This window comes from Salinicola sp. V024 (genome assembly GCF_052645315.1).
In genome coordinates this window covers 22,420-44,605 of record NZ_JBQXYB010000018.1, presented here as the reverse complement: position 1 = coordinate 44,605, position 22,186 = coordinate 22,420, and the positions used below count along the sequence as shown (strand labels likewise).

Sequence of the window (22,186 nt, the reverse complement as noted above, 5' to 3'; positions counted from 1 at the left end):
GATCGAATGCGTGGCTCGCATCATCATGATGGCGGCCCGGTCTTCAGCAGAAAGATGGCGATAGCAGTGGTTCATGGCAACACCGTACCTGATGGGTCACGTGTTGCGCTTGGTCATTGAGACCGCCATGCCTTCTTGTGTCGAGTCTTTGACAGCGCCAGGTAATGAGCCGTTAATCAGTTGGGTTATTATGCCTAGGGGTGAAAAATCGTAGTCAACGCTAACTAGGTGTAAGAGCAATGTTACTAAAGGAGAAATGATGGCCTCAGAAACAATATATGAAATAATAACTAAGATAAAGCCAAATTTAGCAGCATGTAAGTATACTAGCCACCCTTGGTATGTGCTGATTTTAAAATATTCTCTAGGATCGCTTTGTATCCAAATTATCCCACATACTAGAATTGGTGCTATAAGGAAGGCTAGCATATATAGTCTTACAGTTTATTTTTCATTGAGAGAAAGTTCTACTCGATGGCTCTTTTGCAGTGCCTCTTTAAGATCATCATCATTGATCTGAGAAATTCTACTTTTAATAGCTTCTTCTTTCAAAATAACAGTGCCACGACCAAGTATCTCGATATCGTTTGAAGACACAATTGTGCTTTCGGAGCGAGCTTTCCTAAAACTTGGATAAAGAATAGGTTCCAGTAAACTGACTAGGATGCTCATCGCGGCTTCTCCATTATGTTTAGCTATTGATTTTCGTTTTTTATTAGTTTTTGACTATTTCGCTTTATGTCTTCACACATACATATTTTAAGTACACTACAGGCTATCCTTTTTCGCAAGGATAGGAGTGTAACGTCGATGGAACGTGCCTTGGTGTGTGCAGTGGATGATCACAATTTACCTATAGAAGCAATAGGTTGAGTGGTCTTTTGCAGCTGGATTTTAGCCTAAAATTGCTAGTACAAGCGCTATGGTCAGGCGAATCAGTCAATTCGCTGTCCAAATGTTGTCCATTGTCACTAGCCATAGTGGTACGTAGCCAGCCAGATAGCGCCGATAAGTAATTGAATTTAAAGAAAATTACCCAGAGCGGGCCGCTAGGGACACATCTTGTAATCAGTAGGTCCCGGGTTCGACGTGGTGTCGGCACCGGAGCTTTGGCAGTTTTTGTTTTACGTAGATTATCTAGGTAGATTGATCGATTGATTTCCTCCCGCGTTTTTTCACCCTGACCGCCTTATTCTTTTTTCTGGCAATATCGCCCAAGAAGAGTTGATCCCTGGATATTTTGTAGGTGACGGCTGCTCTGGGTTTGTGCGATGCCCCGACCATGATCGTTCCGGATGCGTGAGCTCACAGCACACGGACGTGAATCAGTTCGCGAGGTCTTCCATTGCCAACGATATGTCTATAATGTCGGACACATGGACATATCTACCGTTACCCAGAGCTTTGCCGCGTTGTCTCAGGAGACTCGCCTCGAGGCCTATCGGCTGCTGGTGCGTCACGAGCCCGAGGGGCTTCCGGCGGGCGAAATCGCGCGTCAGCTATCCGTGCCCCACAACACGATGTCGGCGCATCTTTCGGTGCTGGCACGGGCCGGTTGGGTGGCGTCGCGTCGGCAGAGCCGGTCGATCATCTATCGCGCGGATCTCTCCCACATGAAGGAGACGATCCAGTTTCTGGTACGCGACTGCTGCGCCGGCCATCCCGAAGTCTGCGAGCCGTTTTTGAAGGCGTTGGGTGAATGTTCCGCTATCGAAAATAAACCGTGAGGGCGCCATGAATCCCCTGATCTATCACAATCCCGCATGCGGCACGTCGCGCAATACGCTGGCGATGATCGAAGCCTCCGGCGAGACGCCGGAGGTGATCGAGTATCTCGAGACACCGCCCTCTCGCGAGCGTCTGCTCGAATTGATCTCGATGATTGGTATCACCCCGCGCGAACTGCTGCGCCGCAAGGGCACCCCGTTCGACGAGCTTGGCCTCGACGACCCGGCCCTGAGCGATGAGCAGTTGATCGACGCGATGATGGCACATCCGATCCTGATCAATCGGCCGATCGTGGCCACCGACAAGGGGGCCCGGCTGTGCCGACCTTCGGAGCGCGTGCTGGCGCTGCTGGCCAACCCGGTGGCGACCTTCACCAAGGAAGACGGTGAAGTCGTACATGCCGAGGTGTCGGGGCGTGAGTGAAAGGGACATGAGTGACATGAGCACGCGTGAAACGAAGAGTTCGGTGGATGCCGGCGACCTACCCAATATCGATCTCGACAAGCTGCAGCCGATCGACGTCGAGGCGCTGATCGGTGCCGATGAACCGCGCCATCCGCCGAAAATTCTGGTGCTCTACGGTTCCCTGCGGGAGCGCTCCTTTTCTCGGCTGGCCTCCGAGGAAGCGGGCCGACTGCTGCGCTGGTACGGCTGCGAGGTGCGAACCTTCGATCCTTCCGGTCTGCCGCTGCCGGACGATGCCGAGGCCGAGCACCCCAAGGTGCAGGAACTGCGCGATCTCGCCGAATGGTCCGATGGCATGCTGTGGGTCAGTCCGGAGCGTCATGGTGCCATGACCGGCGTGATGAAGGCGCAGGTCGACTGGATTCCGCTATCGCTGGGCGGCGTTCGCCCCACTCAGGGCAAGACGCTGGCGGTGATGGAAGTCTCCGGCGGCAGCCAGAGCTTCAATGCGGTCAACCAGCTGCGGATTCTGGGGCGCTGGATGCGGATGATCACGATCCCCAACCAGTCCTCCGTGCCCAAGGCGTTCAACGAGTTCGACGACGCCGGACGCATGAAACCCTCGCCGCTCTACATGCGCATCGTCGATGTCTGCGAGGAACTCGTTAAGTTCACCTGGCTGACCCGGGGGCGCTCGGCCTATCTTACCGATCGTTACTCCGAACGGGTGGAGAGCGCGGAAGAACTTTCGCGTCGCGTCAATCAAGGCACTCACTAGAAGCACGCGCTAGAAGTACGTGCGAGAAGTACGTGCGAGAAGCACACGCTAACAAAGCACTCATTAAAAGCACTCATTGAGGCACGGTCATACGATGCTGGCACTGGCTATTTTCGTCGTCACCCTGATCCTGGTGATCTGGCAGCCCAAGGGGCTGGGAATTGGCTGGAGCGCTCTCGGCGGGGCGCTGGTGGCACTGCTCGCGGGCGTGGTGCGGCTGTCCGATGTCGGCGTGGTGTGGGATATCGTCTGGGATGCGACGTTCACCTTCGTCGCCCTGATCGTCATCTCGCTGATTCTCGACGAGGCCGGGTTCTTCGCCTGGGCGGCGCTGCATGTCGCCCGCTGGGGCAACGGCCGCGGGCATCTGCTTTTTCCGCTAGTGGTAGTGCTGGGCGCGGTGATCGCGGCGTTCTTCGCCAATGACGGCGCGGCGCTGCTGCTGACGCCGATCGTGATCGCGATCCTGCTGCGGCTGGACTTCTCGCCGCCGGCGGCGCTGGCGTTCATCATCGCCACCGGCTTCGTCGCCGATACCACCAGCCTGCCGCTGATCATCTCCAACCTGGTCAACATCGTCAGCGCCAACTACTTCGATATCGCCTTCGACCGTTACGCGGCGGTCATGGTGCCGGTCAATCTGGTCTCGCTGGTGGCGACGCTGATCGTGCTCTGGATCGCCTTCGGCCGGCGGATTCCCAAGCGCTATTCGGTGGCGGAGCTCGATGCCCCCCGCTCGGCGATCAAGGATTCGCTGATTTTTCGCGCCGCCTTTCCGCTGCTGAGCGTGCTGCTCGTCGCCTATTTCGTCACTGCGCCGCTGGGCATTCCCATCGCCTTCGTCACCGGTGCCGCGGCGATCGTGCTGATGGCGATCGCCGGTCGCTGGTGGCGGGGCGGCAAGGACGCCGCCGTCTCGGTCACCGCGGCGCTCAAGGGCGCGCCTTGGCAGATCGTACTGTTCTCCATCGGCATGTATCTGGTGGTCTACGGGCTGGGTAATGCGGGCCTGACCGATTACGGCGCCCGGGCGCTGCAGTGGCTGGCCGGACAGGGCGACTTCGTCGCCACCATCGGCACCGGGTTTCTCTCCGCCATCGTCGCCTCGATCATGAACAACCTGCCGTCGACGCTGGTGGGGGCACTGGCCATCGACCGGGCCCAGGTGCCGGCGGTGACCCAGGAGCTGATGGTCTATGCCAACGTGATCGGCAACGACCTGGGGCCGAAGTTTACCCCCATTGGCAGCCTGGCGACGCTTCTGTGGCTGCACGTGCTGGCGGGCAAGGGCTACAAGATCGGCTGGGGGCAGTACATGAAGATCGGCCTTTTGATCACCCCGCCGGTACTGCTGGCGACGCTCGTCGCGCTGGCGCTGTGGCTGCCGGCACTGCCACGATCTTAAATACCACGATTAGCGTCTGGGCATGTGGTCAACGTGGAAGTGATCGATCATATGCGCCAATCCATTGGTTAGCAGGGCGCCACCGATCGGTGGGCCGTGGCCTGCCGTTACTACCGCGGGCTTCAGCGCAGCGAGACGACGGATCGATTCGAGAGCCTGCTCCCAGTCCTGGGTGAAATATCGCGGCGGGCCGCTGAGCCTGGCGCGCTGAAGGACGACCTGATGAAGCGATTCCTGCTGGACGGTCACGAAGGCATCACCCGCGACCAATGTTCTGTCCTCTTCTCTGAACAATGAAACATGGCCGGGCGTGTGCCCCGGCGTGGGTATCCAGCGCCACGATGCCAGTCCGGGTACCGACCCATCCTCGGGGAGCGGTGACAAGACGTCTTCGAGGTGGAAAGGGCCGCGCGGAAATATCGGGGAGAGTTGCGAAATGGCACCGCCTCCGGCTGACGCATCGGCGGGCGGGTATGGATTCGCGCCGGTCAGATAAGGGAATTCCAGCGTGTGGGCGTACAACGGCACCTGCCAATGGCGGCTCAATGCCATTGCCGAGCCGACGTGATCGAAATGGCCATGTGTCAGGATGATGGCTGCCGGGGGCAGGGTGCCGAAGACCCTCTCGGCCCAGGCAACGATCTGGCTTTCCTGCCGGGGGAGGGCGGTATCGATCAGCACCCAGCGTTGCCGGCTGGGCTCGGCGATGAAGCAGACGTTGACGAACTTCAGCGTCAGTTGGGTGACATCAGGCGCTACCGGCAGGGTTTGATTGTGTCTGACCGATGTCAGTCCCGAAGCCAGAGATTGCCGCGTTTCCTCTCTCATGAGTTTTCCTGTGCCGTCGGACTGGGGGGCAAAGACTGATTTGCCAGGGCGGGGATGCCAAGGTGATTCGCGAGGACGTCGCACACAACAGCGTCAACATCGTCCAGTGAATAGCCGTTTATGCCGGCAGTGCTCAGCGAGTCAGCCGCTGGCCTTGGGGTTCGAATTGTCGGATTCCTTATCGATATTATCCTTGTGAGCCTTTTTCTCCCTGGTCAGCTGCGCCCCGGGAACGGGCGTCTTGTCCATGGCGTTGTTGTGGCCAGGCTCTTTCCGCGAATACTTCGATTTCTGGTTGTCCACATTTTCATCGGTACGATAAGGCTTCGGCTCTTCGTGGCTTGATTGACCGGGGTTTGGCTGACTGCCGGATTCGCTGGAGGGCGTGTCTTTCTGCATGGCCTGTCTGGCCTTATCGCTCTCCTGGTTCGGCTTCCTGGCGCTTTTTGAAATATCACTCATCATGTCGTCTCTCGAGTTGGGACTGAATTGAGATTGAAATGCCGTCAAATACGGAAGTCAGGTAACGTGCCGTACTCGGACATACATTTGACATTCATATCGTCATACGTCTGGCATACGCACGTTCATCGATGAAGCTGGTCAGTAACGCTCAATGAGGTGCCGCGACTTGGGAGAGTCTCGGCAGATGATGCGTATAGGCCGTATTGAAACGCGCGATATCGACCAATTTTTCGTAGTCCAATATCTCGAGAATTCGGCTCTCCCTGTGTCGACTGAGCAGACCCATAAGCTCCAGCTGATTCAGGCAGCGGCAGACGTGGACATTGGTCATGCCCAGTAGATCGCCGATGACCTGCTGCGAAAGAGGGAGAAAGACTTCGCGCGCGTCCCGATCTGTTCTATTCAGCCTGGTGTGCAACTCGAGGATAAAATAGGCGATTCGCGTCGTGGCATCGTGATTGATAAGATTGTTGAGACGATCCGCCATGAGATGGCTCTGGTACATGGCGAGTGACAGAAAAGCACGAGCCAGGTTCGAACTGCCCTCCATGGCCTCGTCGACCTTGTTTTTAGCGGCGGGAATGATCAGACCTTCGGTCAACATGACGATCTGTTCGACGCCGCCACCCTGGTAATAATCTCTCATGCCGATGATGTCACCGGGCAGATAGAGATCGATGATTTTTCGATCGCCTTCCCGCGTCAAACGAGACGAGTATGCCCAACCATCCTGTATCGCAAGAAGCGAACCTTGATGGCAATTCTCGCTCTTGATGACGCCGCCTCGCTTGACTCTTGTGGGAGTCTGCTGCACCCCACGGAGCGCCTCTCTTTCCGACCGCGTTAAGGGAGCATGTCGTGACAGAATGTCGAAGTAGATCGAGTAACCAAACCAGGACTGTCCGTTCAGTGAAACGCGGTTCTTATCCTGCAAGCAGTGGCCTTTCTGCAGGTTGATATCCATGCTCATTGAATACGAAGACATGTTTTCGCTTCCTTGGGGGAAAACGGCAGAGCATTTCTTGCGCAAGCTCGCACCGACTGATTGACGCCAGATCTTTTCCAGACGATAAAGTGCTAGGAATTTCATTAAAAATATTGAATATAACTAGCCGATTCCCTCTGGTGTACTTATCTTAACGGTCCTCCAATCAAAAGGCTGAGTGAAGGAAAAATTCGAGGATCGGCATTGAAATCAACTGAATGTCGTAGCGCCAGAGTGAAATAGGGTGAAGGGTTTATTCCGGAAAATTCAGTGTGGTGCTGACATGAATTTTCACTTTGATGACTCTCCTGCTCGACGGGAGCAGCGAGTTTTCTGCTTTAAACCTAGTTGCTCGCCGGGAAATGTCTAACGGTTGGTGTTACCAAACGTTGTCGAGACTAGCCGTAAATTTCGGCCCGATTTTGAGCTTCCGAGAGCCTCATCATACTTAATTTCAAGATGCTGTTATTATTGATATTTTTTAAAAAATATCGCGTTTTTAGCAAAACTAACCCAGGATATTGGCAGGTGATTGAAAAGACCCTTTGGGGTAGCAAGCGCTCTGATTTCTAGAGGGCTTTTCTACTAAAATTAATCTGTGTTGATATTGCATAAATTTACATATTTATTTACGGCTTAGCGCTTCAGGCCATGATGGGTCATGCGGAACTGCCTGCTTCTTAGCCTGCTTGAAGTGCTGGGAGTCAAAGCCGGGCGTAGAGTGATTCGGCTCGGCCGCCTGAGCCTTGATGAGACATGGCTACGGAAACCCATCGTGGAAGACTCGTAGAGAGTGGGCAGGTGATCGGAAGTCGCCAAAGGCTCGGTGGAGTAGTAACGCGGAACCTTGGGGCGGAAATTCAGCACAAGGCACGTGTCATGAAAAAACCCATCAGCTTTTTCGTGCATCATCAGGGCAATGGCCATGCGCGTCGCACCATGGCCATCATCCGGGAGTTTTCTCCCGCCGGTCAGTGTCATGACGGCCGATCCTTCGCTGTTCGACGGATTCGAGCGGGAAATCGGCATCGTCGCGCTGCTCGACAAGATCTGGGGCGTCAGCGGACTCGTCGTCGACCCCCACTCAGAGGCCGTGGAAGCCGTGAAGCGCGCGCGGGAATTGGAGCGCCGCCGGGTCCGTGGAGCGTTTCTGGAATGCTTCACGTCCAGGCGCATGGCGCAGGACTGCGTACAGCTCTATCGGCAGTGGGTCGCAATTCGATGACAGATGCGGGTCAATTCAGTGACCGCACGGGGTTCAGGGCGAAACGCGATATCGCTACTTACATCTCGATACATATCTGTTGGGGACACTTAACTTAGATAAGCTTTATCAGCGGCTTTGAGGCGTAGAGTGCTTGTACAGCGTCAGGAAGACGTAGTGCCAAGGAAGGAAATCGCGGGAAGCGATATTCACAGGGATGCATGGCAGGAAGCCATGAAGAGTATGCAAGGAAACGCAACGATCTAAACCCGGCCCACAGGTCGGGTTTTTTTCGTCGGGTTCTTTTCACCGGGCCCTTTTCATCGGGTCCTTTTCGTCGAGTTCGAAGGGTAATGGATTCTGGTGAACCGTGGCTAGTAGCGGGCGCTCCCGCTTGCACGAAGTGGGGAATGACGGTTTTACCGATGGTGCATAGAACCGATGGCGCAGGAAAAGGGAGGTCGGCATGAACGGCAGCGATAGGAAGAATCGGGTCCGGACTCGTGTGGGGGCGACGCTGTTGGCGGCGATTCTCTTGGGGATCGGCGTGATGGCGGCGCTGGACGAGATCATCTTTCACCAACTGTTGGCCTGGCACCATTTCGTCGAGACCGACAGCTCGGCCTTGGCGCTCGCTTCGGACGGGCTGCTGCACACGCTGGAGCTGGTACTCCTGGTCTCCGGCGCGGCGCTGATGCTGCGCCTGCACGAGACCGGTCAGCATGCTGCCGGATACCGCGGGGCCGGTTTCCTGCTGGGCATGGGCGGCTTTCAGCTTTTCGACGGCATCGTCGATCACAAGATCCTGGGGCTCCATCAGGTGCGCTACGTCGACAACCTGCTGATCTACGATATCGGTTGGAATGCCGCCGGCCTGTTGCTGCTGGGCATCGGCTACTGGCTGCTGCGTCGCGCCCGACACGGCGAGGCGATGAGTCAGCGGTGAACGGGTTCACGCTGGTCTTCGGGCTGCTTGCCGGGCTCTACGGCTGGGGCTGGTGGCGGCTGAAGACGCGTGGCCGCGCGTGGCCACGCTGGCGCCTGGTGCTCTTCTGCGCCAGCACGCTCGCGATCGGCATCGTGCTGTCGCCGCCGCTGATGCGCTGGGCGCACGGGGATTTTCGCGGCCATATGGTGATGCATCTCGTTGCCGGGATGATCGCCCCGCTGGGGCTGGTGATGGCGGCGCCGGTCACGCTGGCGTTGAAGAACGTACCTGCCCGCTGGGGAAGACGCTGGGTCGGGTTCGTGTCGTCACTGCCCATCCGGATATTGAGTCATCCGGTCACGGCCGCGGTATTGAACGTCGGTGGCATGATGGCGCTCTACCTCACGGATCTGTACGCCGTCATGCTCCACTCGCCCGGGTTCGCCCTGTGGCTTCACTGGCATTTCATCATCGCGGGATGCCTGTTCAGCTGGGCGATCGCGGGGCCAGACCCGGCGCCACAGCGGCCGGCCCTCGAATGGCGCTTCGCGGTGCTGGTGGTGTCGATGGCGGGCCACGCCATGCTCTCCAAGTGGATGTTCCAGTTCCACTTTCCGGCCTCGGTTCCTCTGGAGCAGGTGCGCCAGGGCGCCGAACTGATGTTCTATGCCGGCGAGCTGCCGGAAGCGCTGCTCGTCTATCTGCTGGCACGTCAATGGCTGCGTTCCCGCTATCGGGAAACACCGGCATCGATAACTTCCTGAAACGCCCAAAAGGGCGTCATCGCTCCCGATCGCTCTAATCCAGTGGAAGTTCGATCTTGCCGCCCGACCAGACCCACTGGGTAATCTCCGGGATATCGTCGAGATGCTCACGAATATAGCGGTGATGTTTCTGCAGTAACGCCTGCAGATCCTCGATGAGTTCAACGGCGTTCTCCCACTGCTCCGGCAGATAGCGCAGGGCATCCAGCGCCAGATGCATGCGGCTCATGTGATTGAGGACCGTCATGTCGAACGGCGTGGTGGTGGTTCCCTCTTCCTGATAGCCGCGGACGTGGAAACGTTCGGTATCGGGGCGATTGTGAATCAGTTGATGGACCACGCCACGGAAGCCGTGGAAGGCGAAGACCACCGGGCGCTCGGCCGTGAACAGCTCGACGAAATGTTCCTGGCTGATCCCGTGCGGATGGTTCAAGCGTAGAGTCATGATATCGACCACATTGACCACGCGGACTTTCAGCGACGGCAGATAGGTGCGCAGGATGTCCACCGCCGCCAATGTCTCCTGCGTGGCGATGTCGCCGGCGCAGGCCATGACGATATCCGGCTCGTCGTCGCCATCGTTGCTGGCCCACTCCCAGGTGCCCAGCCCCTGACGACAATGTTCCCGGGCTTCGTCCATCGTCAGATACTGCAGCTGAGGGTGCTTGTCGATGACGATGGCGTTGAGATGATCGACGCTGTCGAAGCAGTGTTGGGCAGTCGCCAGCAGCGTGTTGGCATCCGGCGGCAGATAGATTCTCACCACCTCCGGCTGCTTGCTCAACAGCATGTCGATGAATCCCGGACCCTGGTGGCTGAAACCGTTGTGGTCGTTGCGCCAGCAGGTCGAGGTCAATAGATAGTTCATCGAGGGCACCGAGGCGCGCCACGGCACGTCACGAGCGTGTTCGAGCCACTTGGCATGCTGGATCGCCATCGAATCGATGATCGAGACGAACGCCTCGTAGCTGGCAAAGAGGCCATGCCGGCCGGTCAGCACATAGCCTTCCAGCCAGCCGCTGCAGTTGTGCTCGCTGAGCACCTCGAGCATGCGACCGTCCATGGACAGTTGTTCGTCATTGTCGTCGAACGGCCCCATGAAGCCGCGGTCGGTGACTTCCAGCACCGCGTCGAGCTTGTTGGATTTGACCTCGTCGGGGCAGAACAGGCGGAAATTGTGCGGATTGTCGACGTAGATATCGCGCATGAACTGGCCGAGGCGCTCGGTGGAGCCGTGAAACTCGCGGCCACGGTTGGCGTCGTCGATGGCGACCGCGTAGGCCTCGAGCGAGCGGAATGCCAGCGGCTGGCGCAAGCTGCCGCCATTGGCGTGGGGCTTGGAACCCATCCGCCGTTCGCTCTGCGGGGTCAGCGCGGTCACGTTCTCCCGGGGTTCGCCTTGGGCGTCGAAAAGCTCCTCCGGTCGATAGGACTTCATCCACTGCTCGAGCTGCTGCAGACGCTCCGGATGGTCGCCTAGCCCGGACATCGGCACCTGATGGGCGCGAAACGTGCCTTCCACCGGCAGCTCGTCGACGGAAACCGGCCCGGTCCAGCCCTTGGGGGTGCGCAGCACGATCATCGGCCATATCGGCCGGCGTTCGATGCCTTCCTGTCGCGCCTGCTGCTGGATTTCGTGAATCTGGTCGAGCACATCGGTCAGCGCGGCAGCGAAATCGCGATGAACGATTGCCGGATTGTTGCCTTCGACAAAGATCGGCGCGTAGCCGTGGCCGCGAAAATAATGATCCAGCTCTTCGTCACTCTTGCGGGCGAGTACTGTCGGCGAACCGATCTTGTAGCCGTTGAGATGCAGAATCGGCAGCACCGCGCCATCCCGCACCGGGTTGAGATAGTTGACGCCCTTCCATGAGCCTTCCAGCGGACCGGTCTCCGCTTCGCCGTCACCGACGACCGCCGTCGCGATCAGCCCCGGATTGTCGAACACTGCCCCGAAAGCGTGAGTCAGCACGTAGCCCAGTTCGCCCCCTTCGTGGATCGATCCCGGTGTCGGCACGCTGACGTGGCTGGGCACGCCGCCCGGCGTCGAGAACTGGCGAAACAGCTGCTTCATGCCTTCGGCATCGCGGGTCACATGCGAAAAGTGTTCGCTGTAGCTGTTCTCGAGCCAGACATTGGCGAGCATCGCCGGCCCCCCGTGGCCCGGGCCGGCGAGAAAGATCACGTCGAGATCGCGCCGCCGGATCTGCGCGTTGAGGTGCGCGTAGATCAGGTTGAGCCCCGGCACCGTACCCCAGTGGCCGAGCAGACGTGGCTTGATGTGTTCGAGCTGCAGCGGCGTCTCGAGCAGCGGGTTGTCGATGAGATAAATCTGGCCGACAGCCAGATAGTTCGCGGCTCGCCACCAGTGATCGATCCGCTTCAGCGTCTCCTCGTCCTTTTCGACAGGCAGAATCGGCTGGGTCGTGGGTCCGGTCATGAGGGCGCTCCTGAATCGATTGAGTGAGTGAAACGGCGACGGGCCGAGGTAGGATCGGGACGCTCGACCATCGGCGCCTGACGTCAACCGCGGATGTCAGCGCGACTGCCACAGGCGCCAGGTATGGCGAGCGATCATCGCCTCTTCGTCGGTGGCGACGACATGGACGGTGACGGCGCTCTCCGGCGTCGAGATACGTCCCGGCTCGGTGCCACGGTTGGCGTCGTCGTCGAGCGTCACTGGCAAGAATCCCGCCAGTCGCTCGACCACCGCCTGACGGACCGGCGCCGAGTGTTCACCGATGCCGGCGGTGAACACCAGGCCATCGAGTCCGCCCAGGCTGACCGCCATGCGACCGACTTCCTGGGCCACCCGGTAGACGAAAAAATCGACCGCCAGCCGGGCGCGGGGCGAGTCGCTCTCCAGCAGGGTCTGCATGTCGCTGGAAATACCCGAGATCCCGATCAATCCGGCATCGTGATAGAGCAGCGACTGGAGATCCTCGTTCGAATAACCGAGCTGTTGTTCGAGATAGAGCAGTAAGCCCGGGTCGAGCGCCCCCGAGCGCGTACCCATGGGCAGCCCATCGAGCGCGGTGAAGCTCATGGAGGTGTCAATACTGCTGCCCGCCTGCAGTGCACAGAGGCTGGCGCCGTTACCCAGATGCGCGACCACGGTACGGCCCTCGGCCAACCGCGGATCTATCTCCGGCAGCCGGCCGGCGATGTACTCGTACGACAGGCCGTGAAAACCAAAACGGCGAATGCCGCGTTCGAAGAACGCGTAGGGCAGGCCGGTCAATTGCGCGACGCGGGGCATGTCGAGATGGAAGCTGGTATCGAAACAGGCGACCTGCAGCGTTTCGGGGGCGAATCGGCTGACAGCGTCGATGTCCTCAAGATGATGCGGCTGATGCAACGGCGCCATCGGCGACAGCGCCGCGATCTTGTCGCGAACGTCATTGTCGATCGCCACTGGCGCGGGAAAGAGGTCTCCGCCATGGACGATGCGATGGCCCACCGCGACCAGCTCAAGTTCGCCGAACTGGTCATCGAGCGCCTCGCGCAACCGGGCGTAGGCGTGATCATGATCCGCAATCTCGTCATCGCCGGGCGTTTCATCGAGAAAGCGGGTGCCATCGGCGAGCTCGGCGGTGAGATGGGACGACTCGCCGATCTCCTCGACCTGGGCATGGGCAACCAGCTCGGGTGCGGTGCTTTCGGACTCAGGAGCAGCATCGCTCCCGGCCCTGAGGCGATATAGCGAAAGCTTGATGCTGGAGGAGCCGGCATTGAGCGCGATGATATGCGATTGTGACGCTGCCATGAGATCGTCGTCCCTGTTCCATTCTCACAACCCGCCACTGGAAACAGCAGGCGGTATAATGGCCGAGGTCCTAGCTTCGGCCTGATCATTCAAAGCGTGGTCCACCTTGGGCCACCCTTCAAACGAGAACGGGCCTCGACATCTCGAGACCCGTCGTTATCGCTACTGGCTCGCAGCGGCCGGTAGCCTCGGCTTACATCTGCTCTTTCTGAGCGCCGGAGCCTTCGCGAGCCTTGCCCAGAGAGGGTTCCTGGCCTTCGGGTTCCGGCTTCTGCCGCGTCGAGTACTCGCCTCTGCCATCCAGCGACGGACCCTGATTCCAGCGTCCCATCGGGGCTTCCTTGTCGGTCAGCGTGTTGAGGTAGTAGTAGGAGTGCTCCATCGCCTCGTGAGCTTCGGGCGTGGAGTTGGGGATCGGCAGATTCTTCTCGAGACCGCCCAGTTCTTCGATGACCGCCAGCCATTGCTGCTGATGGTAGGTATCGCGCGCGATCAAGAACGAAAGAAAGTCTTTCATGCCCTTGTCGCTGGTCCAGTTGTACAGACGCGAGGCCAGTACGCGCCCCCCGGACTCCGCCGCGACGTTGGCCATCATGTCCGCGGCGATATTGCCGGTGGCATAGACGTGGCTCATGTCGAACGGCACGCCATTGGCGTTGACCGGCATGGCGGAAAGGCCGGAAGAGAGCAGGTGACGCGGGTTGGCGCCGCCGAGAATCGCGTTGATGATCGGATCCTTGGCCGACTCTTCCTGATAGGAGACCGGCGCCCCCTCCAGGTTCAAGGCGACGGCGTGGCCCAGCATCTCGATATGAGAAAGCTCCTCGGTGGCCGTGGACATCAGCAGGTCGCGAATGCGGTCATCGCCACGCGCGCCCATAGCCTGGAAGAAGTACTGCATGGCAACGCGGATTTCGCCTTCGACCCCACCGATCGCCTGCTGCAGCAGCATGGCGAACTGCGGATCGGGCTTGTCGACCTTGACCGGATACTGAAGCTTCGATGAATGTTGAAACATGGGTGTCTCCCTACCTGAGTGAAGAAGTGGCTCCGTGCTCACTGAAGCTAGTTCGCTTTGGAAAAGGCGCTACTGATTCAGATTAAACAGGGCGACTATTTTGGTATTTATTTGTATCGAGGAAGGCGCTAGAGGAGCGGTAACCAACATTCGTTATAGGGAATCTCACCACGGTGTTATATAAACATTCTGTCATCTGATCGTTTTCGGACTGAGTTGTTGCCACGATCAATAATGGCGCTTTCATCAGGAAAAAGTGAAATCGTTAACCCAGGATAACGTTTCTTATTTCCCTCGCTTGACGGAATTGATTTATGCCTTTCGGGTTAGTAGAAGTCGACGCTGGACGCGAGGGAGTCTGAAGATCATGGACAGCGGAACCCGCCAATCATGGAATGGATAACCAGTCATGGCCAGGCGATTACGGCAATGACCAACTTCAGTACGCTCCTGGTATTGCTGTTTTACGCTCAGATATTCTTCCTCAATTTCCGAAGGTGGCGTCAGCCCAAGATCATCGTCAACCGTGGCGGCGGGAAGGCATTTTAGGCGCATTGCGTCATTGGTAACACGAGCCAGGAAGCGATTTTCATCGAGCTTATCATCGCTATGCTGCACCCTGAAAAGGGGCGTTATACCGCCACTCTCATTGATATCGAAGAGGCTAAACGTACGGAATATTTCCGATTGGTGGAAACCACTCGGCAGGGACCGATGGCGCCGGGAGGTTTCAACCCTGCCGGGGTTTTCGAAGAGATTGTCGAAAGCGTTTTGCACTCCCAAGGCATCCCCCGAAGAATTCCAATCTGGGAGATGACATCGACCTCGAGGCGATTGAGCTTCGTCTCGTCGCCGTCTATGGCAGTGAGGATGCGCCGGTTTGTCGACTCCGTCGCAAGTCGTGAAAGAGCGTCTGGCGCGGGGTGGGGCATTGGCTACGCTGAAGACTATCGATTCGCAGGATCATTGTGGGAGCAACGGATGGCTGACCTCGAAACCTACCGCCGCAAGCGTGACTTTTCGCGCTCGCCGGAACCTCGCGGCAAGCGCGGCAGGAAGCGTTCGCAGTCGAGCTTCGTGATCCACAAACATGACGCCAGTCATCTGCACTACGACCTGAGGTTGGAAGAGGGCGGCGTGTTACGGAGTTGGGCCTTGCCCAAGGGGCCCAGTCTCGAGCCCGGCGAGAAACACCTGGCGGTTCAGGTCGAAGATCACCCGCTCGACTACGGTGACTTCGAAGGGGTGATCCCCGATGGCTACGGTGCCGGTACGGTGATGATCTGGGATCGTGGCGAATGGCGGGTGACCGGCAAGCACGACGACGGCCAGATCGATTTCGCGCTCGACGGCTACAAGCTCAAGGGCGCCTGGACGCTCAAGCGCATGAGTGGCCGAGGAAGCGGCGGAAAGCGAGAGGACGGTAAACAGTGGCTGATGATCAAGCGCCACGACGCCGCCGACGCCCATGTTCCCGACAGCCTGGACGACGTCAGCGTGGCTTCGAATCGGCGCATGACGGAGATCGCCGAAGGGAAGTCCCCATCCTCTTCATCGGCAGCCTCTTCATCGACAGGCTCGGCATCGAAGTCTTCTTCAAAGAACTCGTCGTCAACGAAGTTCCCATCTTCCCGATCCTCATCGTCAAAAACCTCAGCGAAAACCGAAGGCAAGCGTTCCAGTGGCCGCAAGGCTCCGGCCGTCAAGATCGATCCCGGTCAGCTCGAGGGCGCGCGCAAGGCGAGCCTCCCGGCCCGGCCTTCGGCGCAGCTGGCCACTCTGGTCGACGAGGCGCCGGCCGGCGACGACTGGTTCCACGAGATCAAGTTCGACGGCTATCGCATTCTGGCGCGGCTCGACCGCGGCAAGGTGAGCCTGCTGACGCGCAACGGTCACGACTGGCGGGATCGCTTTCCGGAGATTGCCGAGGCAATCGAAGCGTTGCCGTTGGAGAAGGCGCTGTTCGACGGCGAGGTCGTCGCGCTGAGACGCGACGGTATCAGCGACTTCCGGCGCCTGCAGGGCGCGCTGAGCGAAGAAAAGACCGCCGGGCTGGTGTATCAGATCTTCGATCTGCGCTATCTCGACGGCCTCGGGTTCGAGGGTATGGCGCTCGACGACGTCGCCCTGCGCGATCGCAAGACGCTATTGGCGCAGACCTGTGACGCGGTGAAGATCGGCAATCGTGGCCTGCTGCGCTATACCGATCATATCGAGGGCGAGGGCGGCGCATTCTTCGAACAGGCGAGCCGCCAGGGCCTGGAAGGAATCGTTTCCAAGCGCGCCGATTCCCTCTATCGCGGACGCCGTAATCGGGACTGGCTCAAGACCAAGACCGAGCGTCAGGCCGAGGTCGTGGTCGGCGGCTATACCGATCCGCAAGGCTCGCGCCATGGCTTCGGTTCGCTGCTCATCGGCGCCTATGACGATGACGGCAAGCTGCGCTACTGCGGCCGGGTCGGTGCCGGATTCTCCCACGCTCAGCTCGCCGAGTGGCAGCGGGAACTGGCGCGAGCGCCGCGCAAGACTTCGCCTTTCGTCGAGCGCGACATTCCCGATCTGGCCAGCAGCCACTGGGTCACGCCCAAGCGCGTGATCGACGTTAATTTCAGTGAATGGACCAATGATGGCCGCCTGCGCCATCCGCGCTTTCGCGGCCTGCGCGAGGATCGCGATCCCCAGGATATTCGGCTGAGCCAGCAACGAGCGACGGAGCCGTCCATGAGCGAGAAAGCGAGTGAATCTTCCGCCCCAAAGCGTTCCACCCGGACGCAATCCAGCGGCGGCGATGTCGAGATCGAGGGCATTCGGCTGACGCATCCCGATCGGGTGCTGTTCGAGGACGAAGGCATCACCAAGCGGGCACTGGCCGAATTCTATGCCGAGCAAGCCGAGTGGATCCTGCCCGGGCTCGCCGAGCGACCGTTGACGCTGCTGCGTTGCCCTGGCGGTGTCGGCAAGGAGTGTTTCGTCCAGAAGCATCCCAGCGACACCATGCCGGACGATCTGCCGAGCGTGACGATCGCTGAAAAATCCGGCAAGCACGACTATCTCTATGCGCGCAGTGCCGCCGATCTGGTGGCGTTGGTGCAGATGGGGACCGTCGAATTTCACCTCTGGAACAGCCGTGTCGACGATCTCGAGCGGCCCGATCAGCTGGTGTTCGATCTCGACCCGGCAACGGACTGCAAGTGGCAGGCGGTTATCGACGTCGCCCGCGAGCTGCGCCAGACGCTTTCCGAACTCGAACTCACCGCGTTTCTGCGTACCACCGGCGGCAAGGGTCTGCACCTGGTTGTCCCGCTCAAACCGCATGCCGACTGGGAGACCGCCAAGGGCTTCGCCGAAGCCGTGTGCGAACGCTGCGCCGAGCGTCATCCCGATCAGCTGACGCTCAACATGTCCAAGCAGGCTCGCCGCGGCAAGGTGTTTCTCGACTACCTGCGCAACGGCCGCGGCGCCACGGCGGTGGCTTCCTACTCGGTCCGTGCCAGCCCCGGTGCGCCGGTGGCGACGCCCATTCACTGGGAGGATCTGGGGCCGAAGCTGAGCGCCGATCAGTACACGTTGACCAACCTGCCCCGCCGGCTGTCGTCACTGAAACAGGACCCGTGGGCGGGCTTCGACGACGCCCGCCAGCGACTGACCAAGAAGCGCTGCCGCGATGCCGGAATGGAAATCTGAAGGGCTGAGGGGATGTTGATCAGAATGTTCGAGGGGGAGAGAGCGGTGAGGAGAACAGAAAAATGAGCGCTCGCGCGGTCTGGAAAGGTGTCATCGGTTTTGGCGAAGAGCGAGTGCCGGTCAAGCTCTACACGGCGGTCAGCGACCGCAACGTCCATTTTCGCCTGCTCGACCGGCGCCGGCAGCGCCCCGTGCATCAGGCGATGATCGAGCCCCAGAGCGGCAAGACCGTATCGCTCGACGACCGGCACAAGGCCGTCATCGACAACCAGGATCGCATCCTGTTCGACACCGAGGAGCTCGACGAACTGGCGCCGGCCCCCTCGCGGGATATCGAGGTGATGCACTTTCTACCGGCAGGCGCGATCGATAACCAGTGGTATCAGCGCCCCTACTTTCTCGGGCCGGATGGCGACGACGACACGTTCGACGCTTTCGCCGCCGCGCTCGCCAGCAGCGGGCGGGAAGGCCTGGTCCACTGGGTGATGCGGCACAAGGCCTATGTCGGTGCGCTACGTGACTACGACGGCCATCCGGTGCTGATCACCTTGCGCCATCTCGACGAGGTCGTCGATGCCGATGCCCTCGAGCCGCCCGGCGGTGACAAGCTGAACGGCGGCGAAGTGAAGATGGCGACCGATCTGGTCGAGATGTACGCCGCCGACTTCGAGCCGGAAACCTATCAGGACGAATATCGTCAGCGGCTGGAAGCGCTGGTGGAGGCCAAACGCAGCGGCAAGCGAGTTAAGGTCAAGCGTCGCCGTCGGCAGGAGCCGTCCGACGATATCGCCTCGTCGCTCAAGGCCAGCCTGGCCCAGGAGCGCAAACGTGCCTAAGTCGAAGACGACAAAGTCGAAAACCTCGAAGTCGGAAACCTCGAAGCCGGACAAGCAGCACCATCACGACAGCGGCTTCCGCGGGCCGCGCCCATTCTGGTCCGGCACCATCGCCTTCGGGCTGGTCAGTCTCCCGGTGGGGCTCTACCCCGCCCAACACGCTCGGGACATCACGCTGAAAGAGGTCGACGACCAGGGCAGGCCGCTGTCCCGGCGTTTCTTCAGCGAGACCGGGCGCAAGCCGCTCAAGTCGAGCGAGCTGGCACGGGGCATCGAGGTCGAAGAGGACCGCTACGTGGTCGTCGAAGACCAGGAGATCGAGGATGCCACACTCGAACATCGGCGCGAGATCGAACTGAGCCGGTTCGTCTCGCTGGACGAGCTCGACCCGCTCTATTTTCGACGCGCCTACTTTCTGGTGCCGGATTCCCGTTCGAATCGCGGCAGCGGCGCACTCAAGCCTTATCGGCTGCTGGCGGCGGCGATGGAAAATGCCGGGCGGGCGGGTATCGCCACGCTGGTGATGCGCGGGCGCGAGGTGCTGGTGGCGATCATCGCCGAAAACGGCATCCTGCGTGCCGAGGCGCTGCGCTTCCACGACGAGCTGCGCACGCCGCAGAGCATCGGACTGAAAGCGCCGGGTGAACCGGATGCCAAACGTGAGCGGCAGATTCATCAGGCGATGGACAAGCTCAACGCCAAGCATTTCGACCCCGACGAGTTGATCGACCCGCACATCGAAGCGCTCAAGAAACGCGTACGCCAGAAGCGTCGGCGTCGTCAGGACATCGCGCCGATCGAATCGACTCGCGCCCAGGCAGGGAACGAGGGCGACGAAAACGAAGAGGGCGCCGAAGTCATCGATCTTATGCAGGTGCTCAAGCGCAGCCTCAAGCGGGGTCGGATCGAACCGGCGGGGAAGAAAACCGACGAGGGAAAAGGCGGTAAAGCCGCTGCCAAGTCCGCCGGGCCTAAAACGTCTGACAAGTCCGGGACGACTGCCAAATCCGTCAAGGCGACGAAGTCAGCCAAGGCCGGCAAATCCGATCTTTCCCGGCTTTCCCGTGAGGCGCTCTACGAGCTGGCGCAGCAGCGCAAGATTGAAGGACGCAGCGGCATGAACAAGAGGCAGCTGATCGAGGCGTTAGGCCACCGTAGCTGAAACCCGGTGCAGAGTGTCCTCATCCGGCGCTTGGGGCTCTTTACGGCAGCCCCCCGCAACTGCCTCTACGACTTTGCCGAGGGCATCTCTGGTTGTCGAAATCTTGTACGCCCTGGTTTTTTTGTAGGATAAAAGTATGAGTAAATTCATGCTGACCTCGATTTGAAAACCGCATTTCCGTATACATCTTTCCTGACGGAACGGGAGGGAGTTGCTTGATAAGTATCTGATATGAAATATTTTTCATAACAAATTTCAAGTGGAGGATATGAGGGGCTACTGCACCCATAGGAAAAGTTTTACGCAAAGATAGCTAAATAAAATTAAGCTTTGTTGTACGCCTGCCGATAGAGCGTCTCGCGGCATGAAGTGAATTTCCCCCCGGAGAACTTCCCGTCTGCCGAGACCAGTTCCATTCGCCTGAGGCTTGAGCCAAGGGCACCTATCGGGGCTTTGCCATGCTGTTACTGAATCGAAGCGTGAAACTCCGCCTGGCCGCGAGCCTGGGCGCCTGTATTGCCATGCTGTTCATCGTCGGAGTCGTCGGGCTGTATTGCCTAAGCGACACCAAAACCGCCCTTGAAAGAACCTATGAAGGGAACGTGCTGACCCTGGAGGATCTCAGCCACATCGATCGCGCTCTGCTCAGCAACCGGGTCAAGATCACCGCGGAGCAGCGGGATCGTAATCCCGAGTCCGCACGGACGACGCAGCAGGAGATCGCGGAGAACGACGCCATCATCGATGCCGCCTGGAGCGACTATTACCCGCAACGCATCGGCGGCCCCCAGGAGCGCGAAATGGCGGACACCTTCATCACGGCGCTGGCTGACTTGCGAGTGACCATCGCCGAGCTCAACACGGCGATGATCGGCAATGACTTCGACCGAGCCCGAGTCATCGCGACGACCACGCTGCGCGCGCAATATCCCGAGACGCTCGCCGCCATTCAAACCCTGATCGAACGCAACGGTGCCCAGGCTGGCGAGGCGTTCGCGGGCGCTGTCAGCGAATACGAATGGAGTCGCAATGCCATTGTCGGGATCATGCTCGTATCGCTGGTCATAGGAACGTTGATAGCGCTATGGCTGATCCGTGGCATCATGACGCCGCTGGGGAAAGCGCAGGCATTCGCCAACGCCATGGCCGCCGGGAAGCTCAACACCCCGATCAATATCACCTGCAAGGATGAGTTCGGCGCGATGCTGCGCTCGCTTCAGGCCATGGAAGTCCAGGTTTCCCGCGTCGTCATGAGCGTGCGCGACAATGCCGAATCGGTCAGCATCGCCGCGGACGAAATTGCCCAGGGCACCGACGATCTCAGTCGTCGGACCCAGGAGCAGGCCGCCAGCCTCGAACAGACGGCGGCATCGATGGACGAGATCACTTCGACCGTGCGCCAGAATGCGGAAAACGCCGCCGAAGCCGATAAGCTCGTCCACGATGTCAGTCATCGGGCCAGCGCCGGAGGCGAGGTGGCGGGGCAGGCGGTCAAGGCGATGGAAGGCATCAACACGTCGAGTCGCAAGATCGCCGGCATCGTCGGATTGATCGACCAGATCGCCTTCCAGACCAACCTGCTGGCGCTGAATGCCTCGGTGGAAGCGGCCCGCGCCGGTGAGCAGGGTCGCGGGTTTGCCGTGGTGGCCAACGAGGTGCGCAATCTCGCCGGACGCAGCGCCGATGCCGCCAAGGAGATCAAGCACCTGGTGGAGGAGAGTATCGGTCAGGTGGGTACCGGCACCGAACTGGTCAACCGAGCGGGTCAAGCGCTGGAAGAGATCGTCGACGGTGTCGAGCGGGTGACGATTCTTGTGGGGGAAATCGCGGTCGCCAGCCGCGAGCAGTCTCAGGGTATCGATCAGGTCAACACTGCGGTATCCCAGATGGATGGCGTGACCCAGCAGAACGCCAGCCTGGTGGAAGAATCCAGCGCCGCCGGCCGGTCACTGCAAGGCCAGGCCGCCAGCCTGCTGAAAGAGGTCTCGTTCTTCAAAGGCGCCGCCTCTGGTGCCGACGTCGCCCGGCCCGCTCCGGCTGCAGCCACGCCAACGACGGCCAGTCGAGATACGCCCCGGCCGGCATCGCTGAAACGGCCGGCCCTCAAGTCGCCGGCCCGTGAGGAAGCGGCGGAGGAGTGGAGTTCGTTCTGATGGCTCGGAGTATCGGCCCGCAAGCCGGGGTCGAAATACCGCTAGCCTCACGCCTTTGAGGTTCGACACGCGCCCGA

20 protein-coding genes are annotated in these 22,186 nt (G+C 59.7%); 11 read left to right on the top strand and 9 right to left on the bottom strand.

Annotated elements, in window-relative coordinates:
- Window positions 1–444 precede the first annotated feature (444 nt).
- Window positions 445–672 (bottom strand): hypothetical protein, encoded by a 228-nt coding sequence (locus tag ACUN9V_RS18585; protein ID WP_445512458.1) that lies wholly within the window; start codon window positions 670–672, stop codon window positions 445–447.
- A gap of 704 nt (window positions 673–1,376) precedes the next feature.
- Between ACUN9V_RS18585 and ACUN9V_RS18580 the strand changes: the two genes are divergently transcribed.
- The 4 genes from ACUN9V_RS18580 (at window position 1,377) to ACUN9V_RS18565 (ending at window position 4,316) form a co-directional block, all read left to right on the top strand.
- The gene (locus ACUN9V_RS18580) at window positions 1,377–1,727 is read left to right on the top strand and encodes an ArsR/SmtB family transcription factor (protein ID WP_445512457.1); all 351 of its coding nucleotides are present in this window, start codon (window positions 1,377–1,379) and stop codon (window positions 1,725–1,727) included.
- 7 nt (window positions 1,728–1,734) lie between these two features.
- Window positions 1,735–2,151 carry an arsenate reductase (glutaredoxin) gene (arsC, locus tag ACUN9V_RS18575; RefSeq protein ID WP_445512456.1) on the top strand — a complete coding sequence of 139 codons (417 nt, stop codon included), beginning with the start codon at window positions 1,735–1,737 and terminating at the stop codon, window positions 2,149–2,151.
- A 7-nt stretch (window positions 2,152–2,158) separates the two neighbouring features.
- Window positions 2,159–2,911, top strand: coding sequence for an arsenical resistance protein ArsH (gene arsH / locus ACUN9V_RS18570; protein ID WP_245392319.1), 753 nt, complete (start codon window positions 2,159–2,161; stop codon window positions 2,909–2,911).
- Window positions 2,912–3,005: 94 nt separating this feature from the next.
- A complete protein-coding gene (locus tag ACUN9V_RS18565) occupies window positions 3,006–4,316 on the top strand; it encodes an arsenic transporter (RefSeq protein WP_445512455.1) in 1,311 nt (436 codons plus the stop codon).
- Window positions 4,317–4,325: 9 nt separating this feature from the next.
- On the opposite strand, the gene ACUN9V_RS18560 is transcribed toward ACUN9V_RS18565, so the two are convergent.
- From ACUN9V_RS18560 to ACUN9V_RS18545, 4 genes are all read right to left on the bottom strand, one after another.
- Window positions 4,326–5,144 (bottom strand): MBL fold metallo-hydrolase, encoded by an 819-nt coding sequence (locus tag ACUN9V_RS18560; RefSeq protein ID WP_445512454.1) that lies wholly within the window; start codon window positions 5,142–5,144, stop codon window positions 4,326–4,328.
- A 141-nt stretch (window positions 5,145–5,285) separates the two neighbouring features.
- Window positions 5,286–5,609: a hypothetical protein gene (locus tag ACUN9V_RS18555; protein ID WP_445512453.1), complete on the bottom strand. Its 324-nt coding sequence runs from the start codon at window positions 5,607–5,609 to the stop codon at window positions 5,286–5,288.
- A 148-nt stretch (window positions 5,610–5,757) separates the two neighbouring features.
- Window positions 5,758–6,573 (bottom strand): Crp/Fnr family transcriptional regulator, encoded by an 816-nt coding sequence (locus tag ACUN9V_RS18550; RefSeq protein WP_445512452.1) that lies wholly within the window; start codon window positions 6,571–6,573, stop codon window positions 5,758–5,760.
- A 657-nt stretch (window positions 6,574–7,230) separates the two neighbouring features.
- Window positions 7,231–7,575, bottom strand: coding sequence for a hypothetical protein (locus ACUN9V_RS18545; RefSeq protein ID WP_445512451.1), 345 nt, complete (start codon window positions 7,573–7,575; stop codon window positions 7,231–7,233).
- On the opposite strand from ACUN9V_RS18545, the gene ACUN9V_RS18540 reads away from it, so the two are divergent.
- The 3 genes from ACUN9V_RS18540 (at window position 7,574) to ACUN9V_RS18530 (ending at window position 9,490) form a co-directional block, all read left to right on the top strand.
- Window positions 7,574–7,819, top strand: a complete 246-nt coding sequence (locus ACUN9V_RS18540; protein ID WP_445512450.1) for a hypothetical protein — start codon at window positions 7,574–7,576, stop codon at window positions 7,817–7,819. The two genes, ACUN9V_RS18545 and ACUN9V_RS18540, sit on opposite strands and share 2 nt — an antisense overlap.
- 445 nt (window positions 7,820–8,264) lie before the next feature.
- On the top strand, window positions 8,265–8,744 hold the full coding sequence (locus ACUN9V_RS18535) for a DUF2243 domain-containing protein (RefSeq protein WP_445512449.1): 480 nt from the start codon (window positions 8,265–8,267) through the stop codon (window positions 8,742–8,744).
- Entirely contained in the window at window positions 8,741–9,490 is a 750-nt protein-coding gene (locus ACUN9V_RS18530; protein WP_445512448.1) for a cytochrome c oxidase assembly protein, read from the top strand. Before ACUN9V_RS18535 ends, ACUN9V_RS18530 begins: the two co-directional genes overlap by 4 nt.
- Before the next feature lie 34 nt (window positions 9,491–9,524).
- On the opposite strand, the gene ACUN9V_RS18525 is transcribed toward ACUN9V_RS18530, so the two are convergent.
- The 4 genes from ACUN9V_RS18525 to ACUN9V_RS18510 all read right to left on the bottom strand — a co-directional run bounded on the left by ACUN9V_RS18525 (window position 9,525) and on the right by ACUN9V_RS18510 (window position 15,051).
- The gene (locus ACUN9V_RS18525) at window positions 9,525–11,930 is read right to left on the bottom strand and encodes a phosphoketolase family protein (RefSeq protein WP_445512447.1); all 2,406 of its coding nucleotides are present in this window, start codon (window positions 11,928–11,930) and stop codon (window positions 9,525–9,527) included.
- Window positions 11,931–12,026: 96 nt separating this feature from the next.
- Window positions 12,027–13,256, bottom strand: a complete 1,230-nt coding sequence (locus ACUN9V_RS18520) for an acetate/propionate family kinase (RefSeq protein WP_445512446.1) — start codon at window positions 13,254–13,256, stop codon at window positions 12,027–12,029.
- A 193-nt stretch (window positions 13,257–13,449) separates the two neighbouring features.
- Window positions 13,450–14,274: a manganese catalase family protein gene (locus ACUN9V_RS18515; RefSeq protein WP_445512445.1), complete on the bottom strand. Its 825-nt coding sequence runs from the start codon at window positions 14,272–14,274 to the stop codon at window positions 13,450–13,452.
- Window positions 14,275–14,586: 312 nt separating this feature from the next.
- The gene (locus tag ACUN9V_RS18510; protein ID WP_445512444.1) at window positions 14,587–15,051 is read right to left on the bottom strand and encodes a hypothetical protein; all 465 of its coding nucleotides are present in this window, start codon (window positions 15,049–15,051) and stop codon (window positions 14,587–14,589) included.
- Window positions 15,052–15,255: 204 nt separating this feature from the next.
- Between ACUN9V_RS18510 and ligD the strand changes: the two genes are divergently transcribed.
- The 4 genes from ligD (at window position 15,256) to ACUN9V_RS18490 (ending at window position 22,109) form a co-directional block, all read left to right on the top strand.
- Window positions 15,256–17,958 carry a DNA ligase D gene (ligD, locus tag ACUN9V_RS18505; protein WP_445512443.1) on the top strand — a complete coding sequence of 901 codons (2,703 nt, stop codon included), beginning with the start codon at window positions 15,256–15,258 and terminating at the stop codon, window positions 17,956–17,958.
- A gap of 62 nt (window positions 17,959–18,020) precedes the next feature.
- Entirely contained in the window at window positions 18,021–18,794 is a 774-nt protein-coding gene (gene ku, locus ACUN9V_RS18500) for a non-homologous end joining protein Ku (RefSeq protein ID WP_445512442.1), read from the top strand.
- Window positions 18,787–19,956 carry a non-homologous end joining protein Ku gene (ku, locus tag ACUN9V_RS18495; protein ID WP_445512441.1) on the top strand — a complete coding sequence of 390 codons (1,170 nt, stop codon included), beginning with the start codon at window positions 18,787–18,789 and terminating at the stop codon, window positions 19,954–19,956. The genes ku (ACUN9V_RS18500) and ku (ACUN9V_RS18495) overlap by 8 nt, the downstream gene beginning before the upstream one ends.
- Window positions 19,957–20,435: 479 nt before the next feature.
- Complete coding sequence (locus tag ACUN9V_RS18490) at window positions 20,436–22,109, top strand: methyl-accepting chemotaxis protein (RefSeq protein ID WP_445512440.1); 1,674 nt, start codon at window positions 20,436–20,438, stop codon at window positions 22,107–22,109.
- Window positions 22,110–22,186: the final 77 nt, after the last annotated feature.

What these genes read in the sequence shown, in the direction of transcription:
- arsC (WP_445512456.1), top strand. Translation starts at nt 1,735, where the DNA reads ATGAATCCCCTGATCTATCACAATCCCGCATGCGGCACGTCGCGCAAT.
- ACUN9V_RS18520 (WP_445512446.1), bottom strand. Translation starts at nt 13,256, where the DNA reads ATGGCAGCGTCACAATCGCATATCATCGCGCTCAATGCCGGCTCCTCC.
- ACUN9V_RS18580 (WP_445512457.1), top strand. Translation starts at nt 1,377, where the DNA reads ATGGACATATCTACCGTTACCCAGAGCTTTGCCGCGTTGTCTCAGGAG.
- ku (WP_445512442.1), top strand. Translation starts at nt 18,021, where the DNA reads ATGAGCGCTCGCGCGGTCTGGAAAGGTGTCATCGGTTTTGGCGAAGAG.
- ACUN9V_RS18525 (WP_445512447.1), bottom strand. Translation starts at nt 11,930, where the DNA reads ATGACCGGACCCACGACCCAGCCGATTCTGCCTGTCGAAAAGGACGAG.
- ACUN9V_RS18545 (WP_445512451.1), bottom strand. Translation starts at nt 7,575, where the DNA reads ATGACACTGACCGGCGGGAGAAAACTCCCGGATGATGGCCATGGTGCG.
- ligD (WP_445512443.1), top strand. Translation starts at nt 15,256, where the DNA reads ATGGCTGACCTCGAAACCTACCGCCGCAAGCGTGACTTTTCGCGCTCG.
- arsH (WP_245392319.1), top strand. Translation starts at nt 2,159, where the DNA reads ATGAGTGACATGAGCACGCGTGAAACGAAGAGTTCGGTGGATGCCGGC.
- ACUN9V_RS18535 (WP_445512449.1), top strand. Translation starts at nt 8,265, where the DNA reads ATGAACGGCAGCGATAGGAAGAATCGGGTCCGGACTCGTGTGGGGGCG.
- ACUN9V_RS18515 (WP_445512445.1), bottom strand. Translation starts at nt 14,274, where the DNA reads ATGTTTCAACATTCATCGAAGCTTCAGTATCCGGTCAAGGTCGACAAG.
- ACUN9V_RS18560 (WP_445512454.1), bottom strand. Translation starts at nt 5,144, where the DNA reads ATGAGAGAGGAAACGCGGCAATCTCTGGCTTCGGGACTGACATCGGTC.
- ACUN9V_RS18565 (WP_445512455.1), top strand. Translation starts at nt 3,006, where the DNA reads ATGCTGGCACTGGCTATTTTCGTCGTCACCCTGATCCTGGTGATCTGG.
- ACUN9V_RS18550 (WP_445512452.1), bottom strand. Translation starts at nt 6,573, where the DNA reads ATGGATATCAACCTGCAGAAAGGCCACTGCTTGCAGGATAAGAACCGC.
- ACUN9V_RS18540 (WP_445512450.1), top strand. Translation starts at nt 7,574, where the DNA reads ATGACGGCCGATCCTTCGCTGTTCGACGGATTCGAGCGGGAAATCGGC.
- ACUN9V_RS18585 (WP_445512458.1), bottom strand. Translation starts at nt 672, where the DNA reads ATGAGCATCCTAGTCAGTTTACTGGAACCTATTCTTTATCCAAGTTTT.
- ACUN9V_RS18555 (WP_445512453.1), bottom strand. Translation starts at nt 5,609, where the DNA reads ATGATGAGTGATATTTCAAAAAGCGCCAGGAAGCCGAACCAGGAGAGC.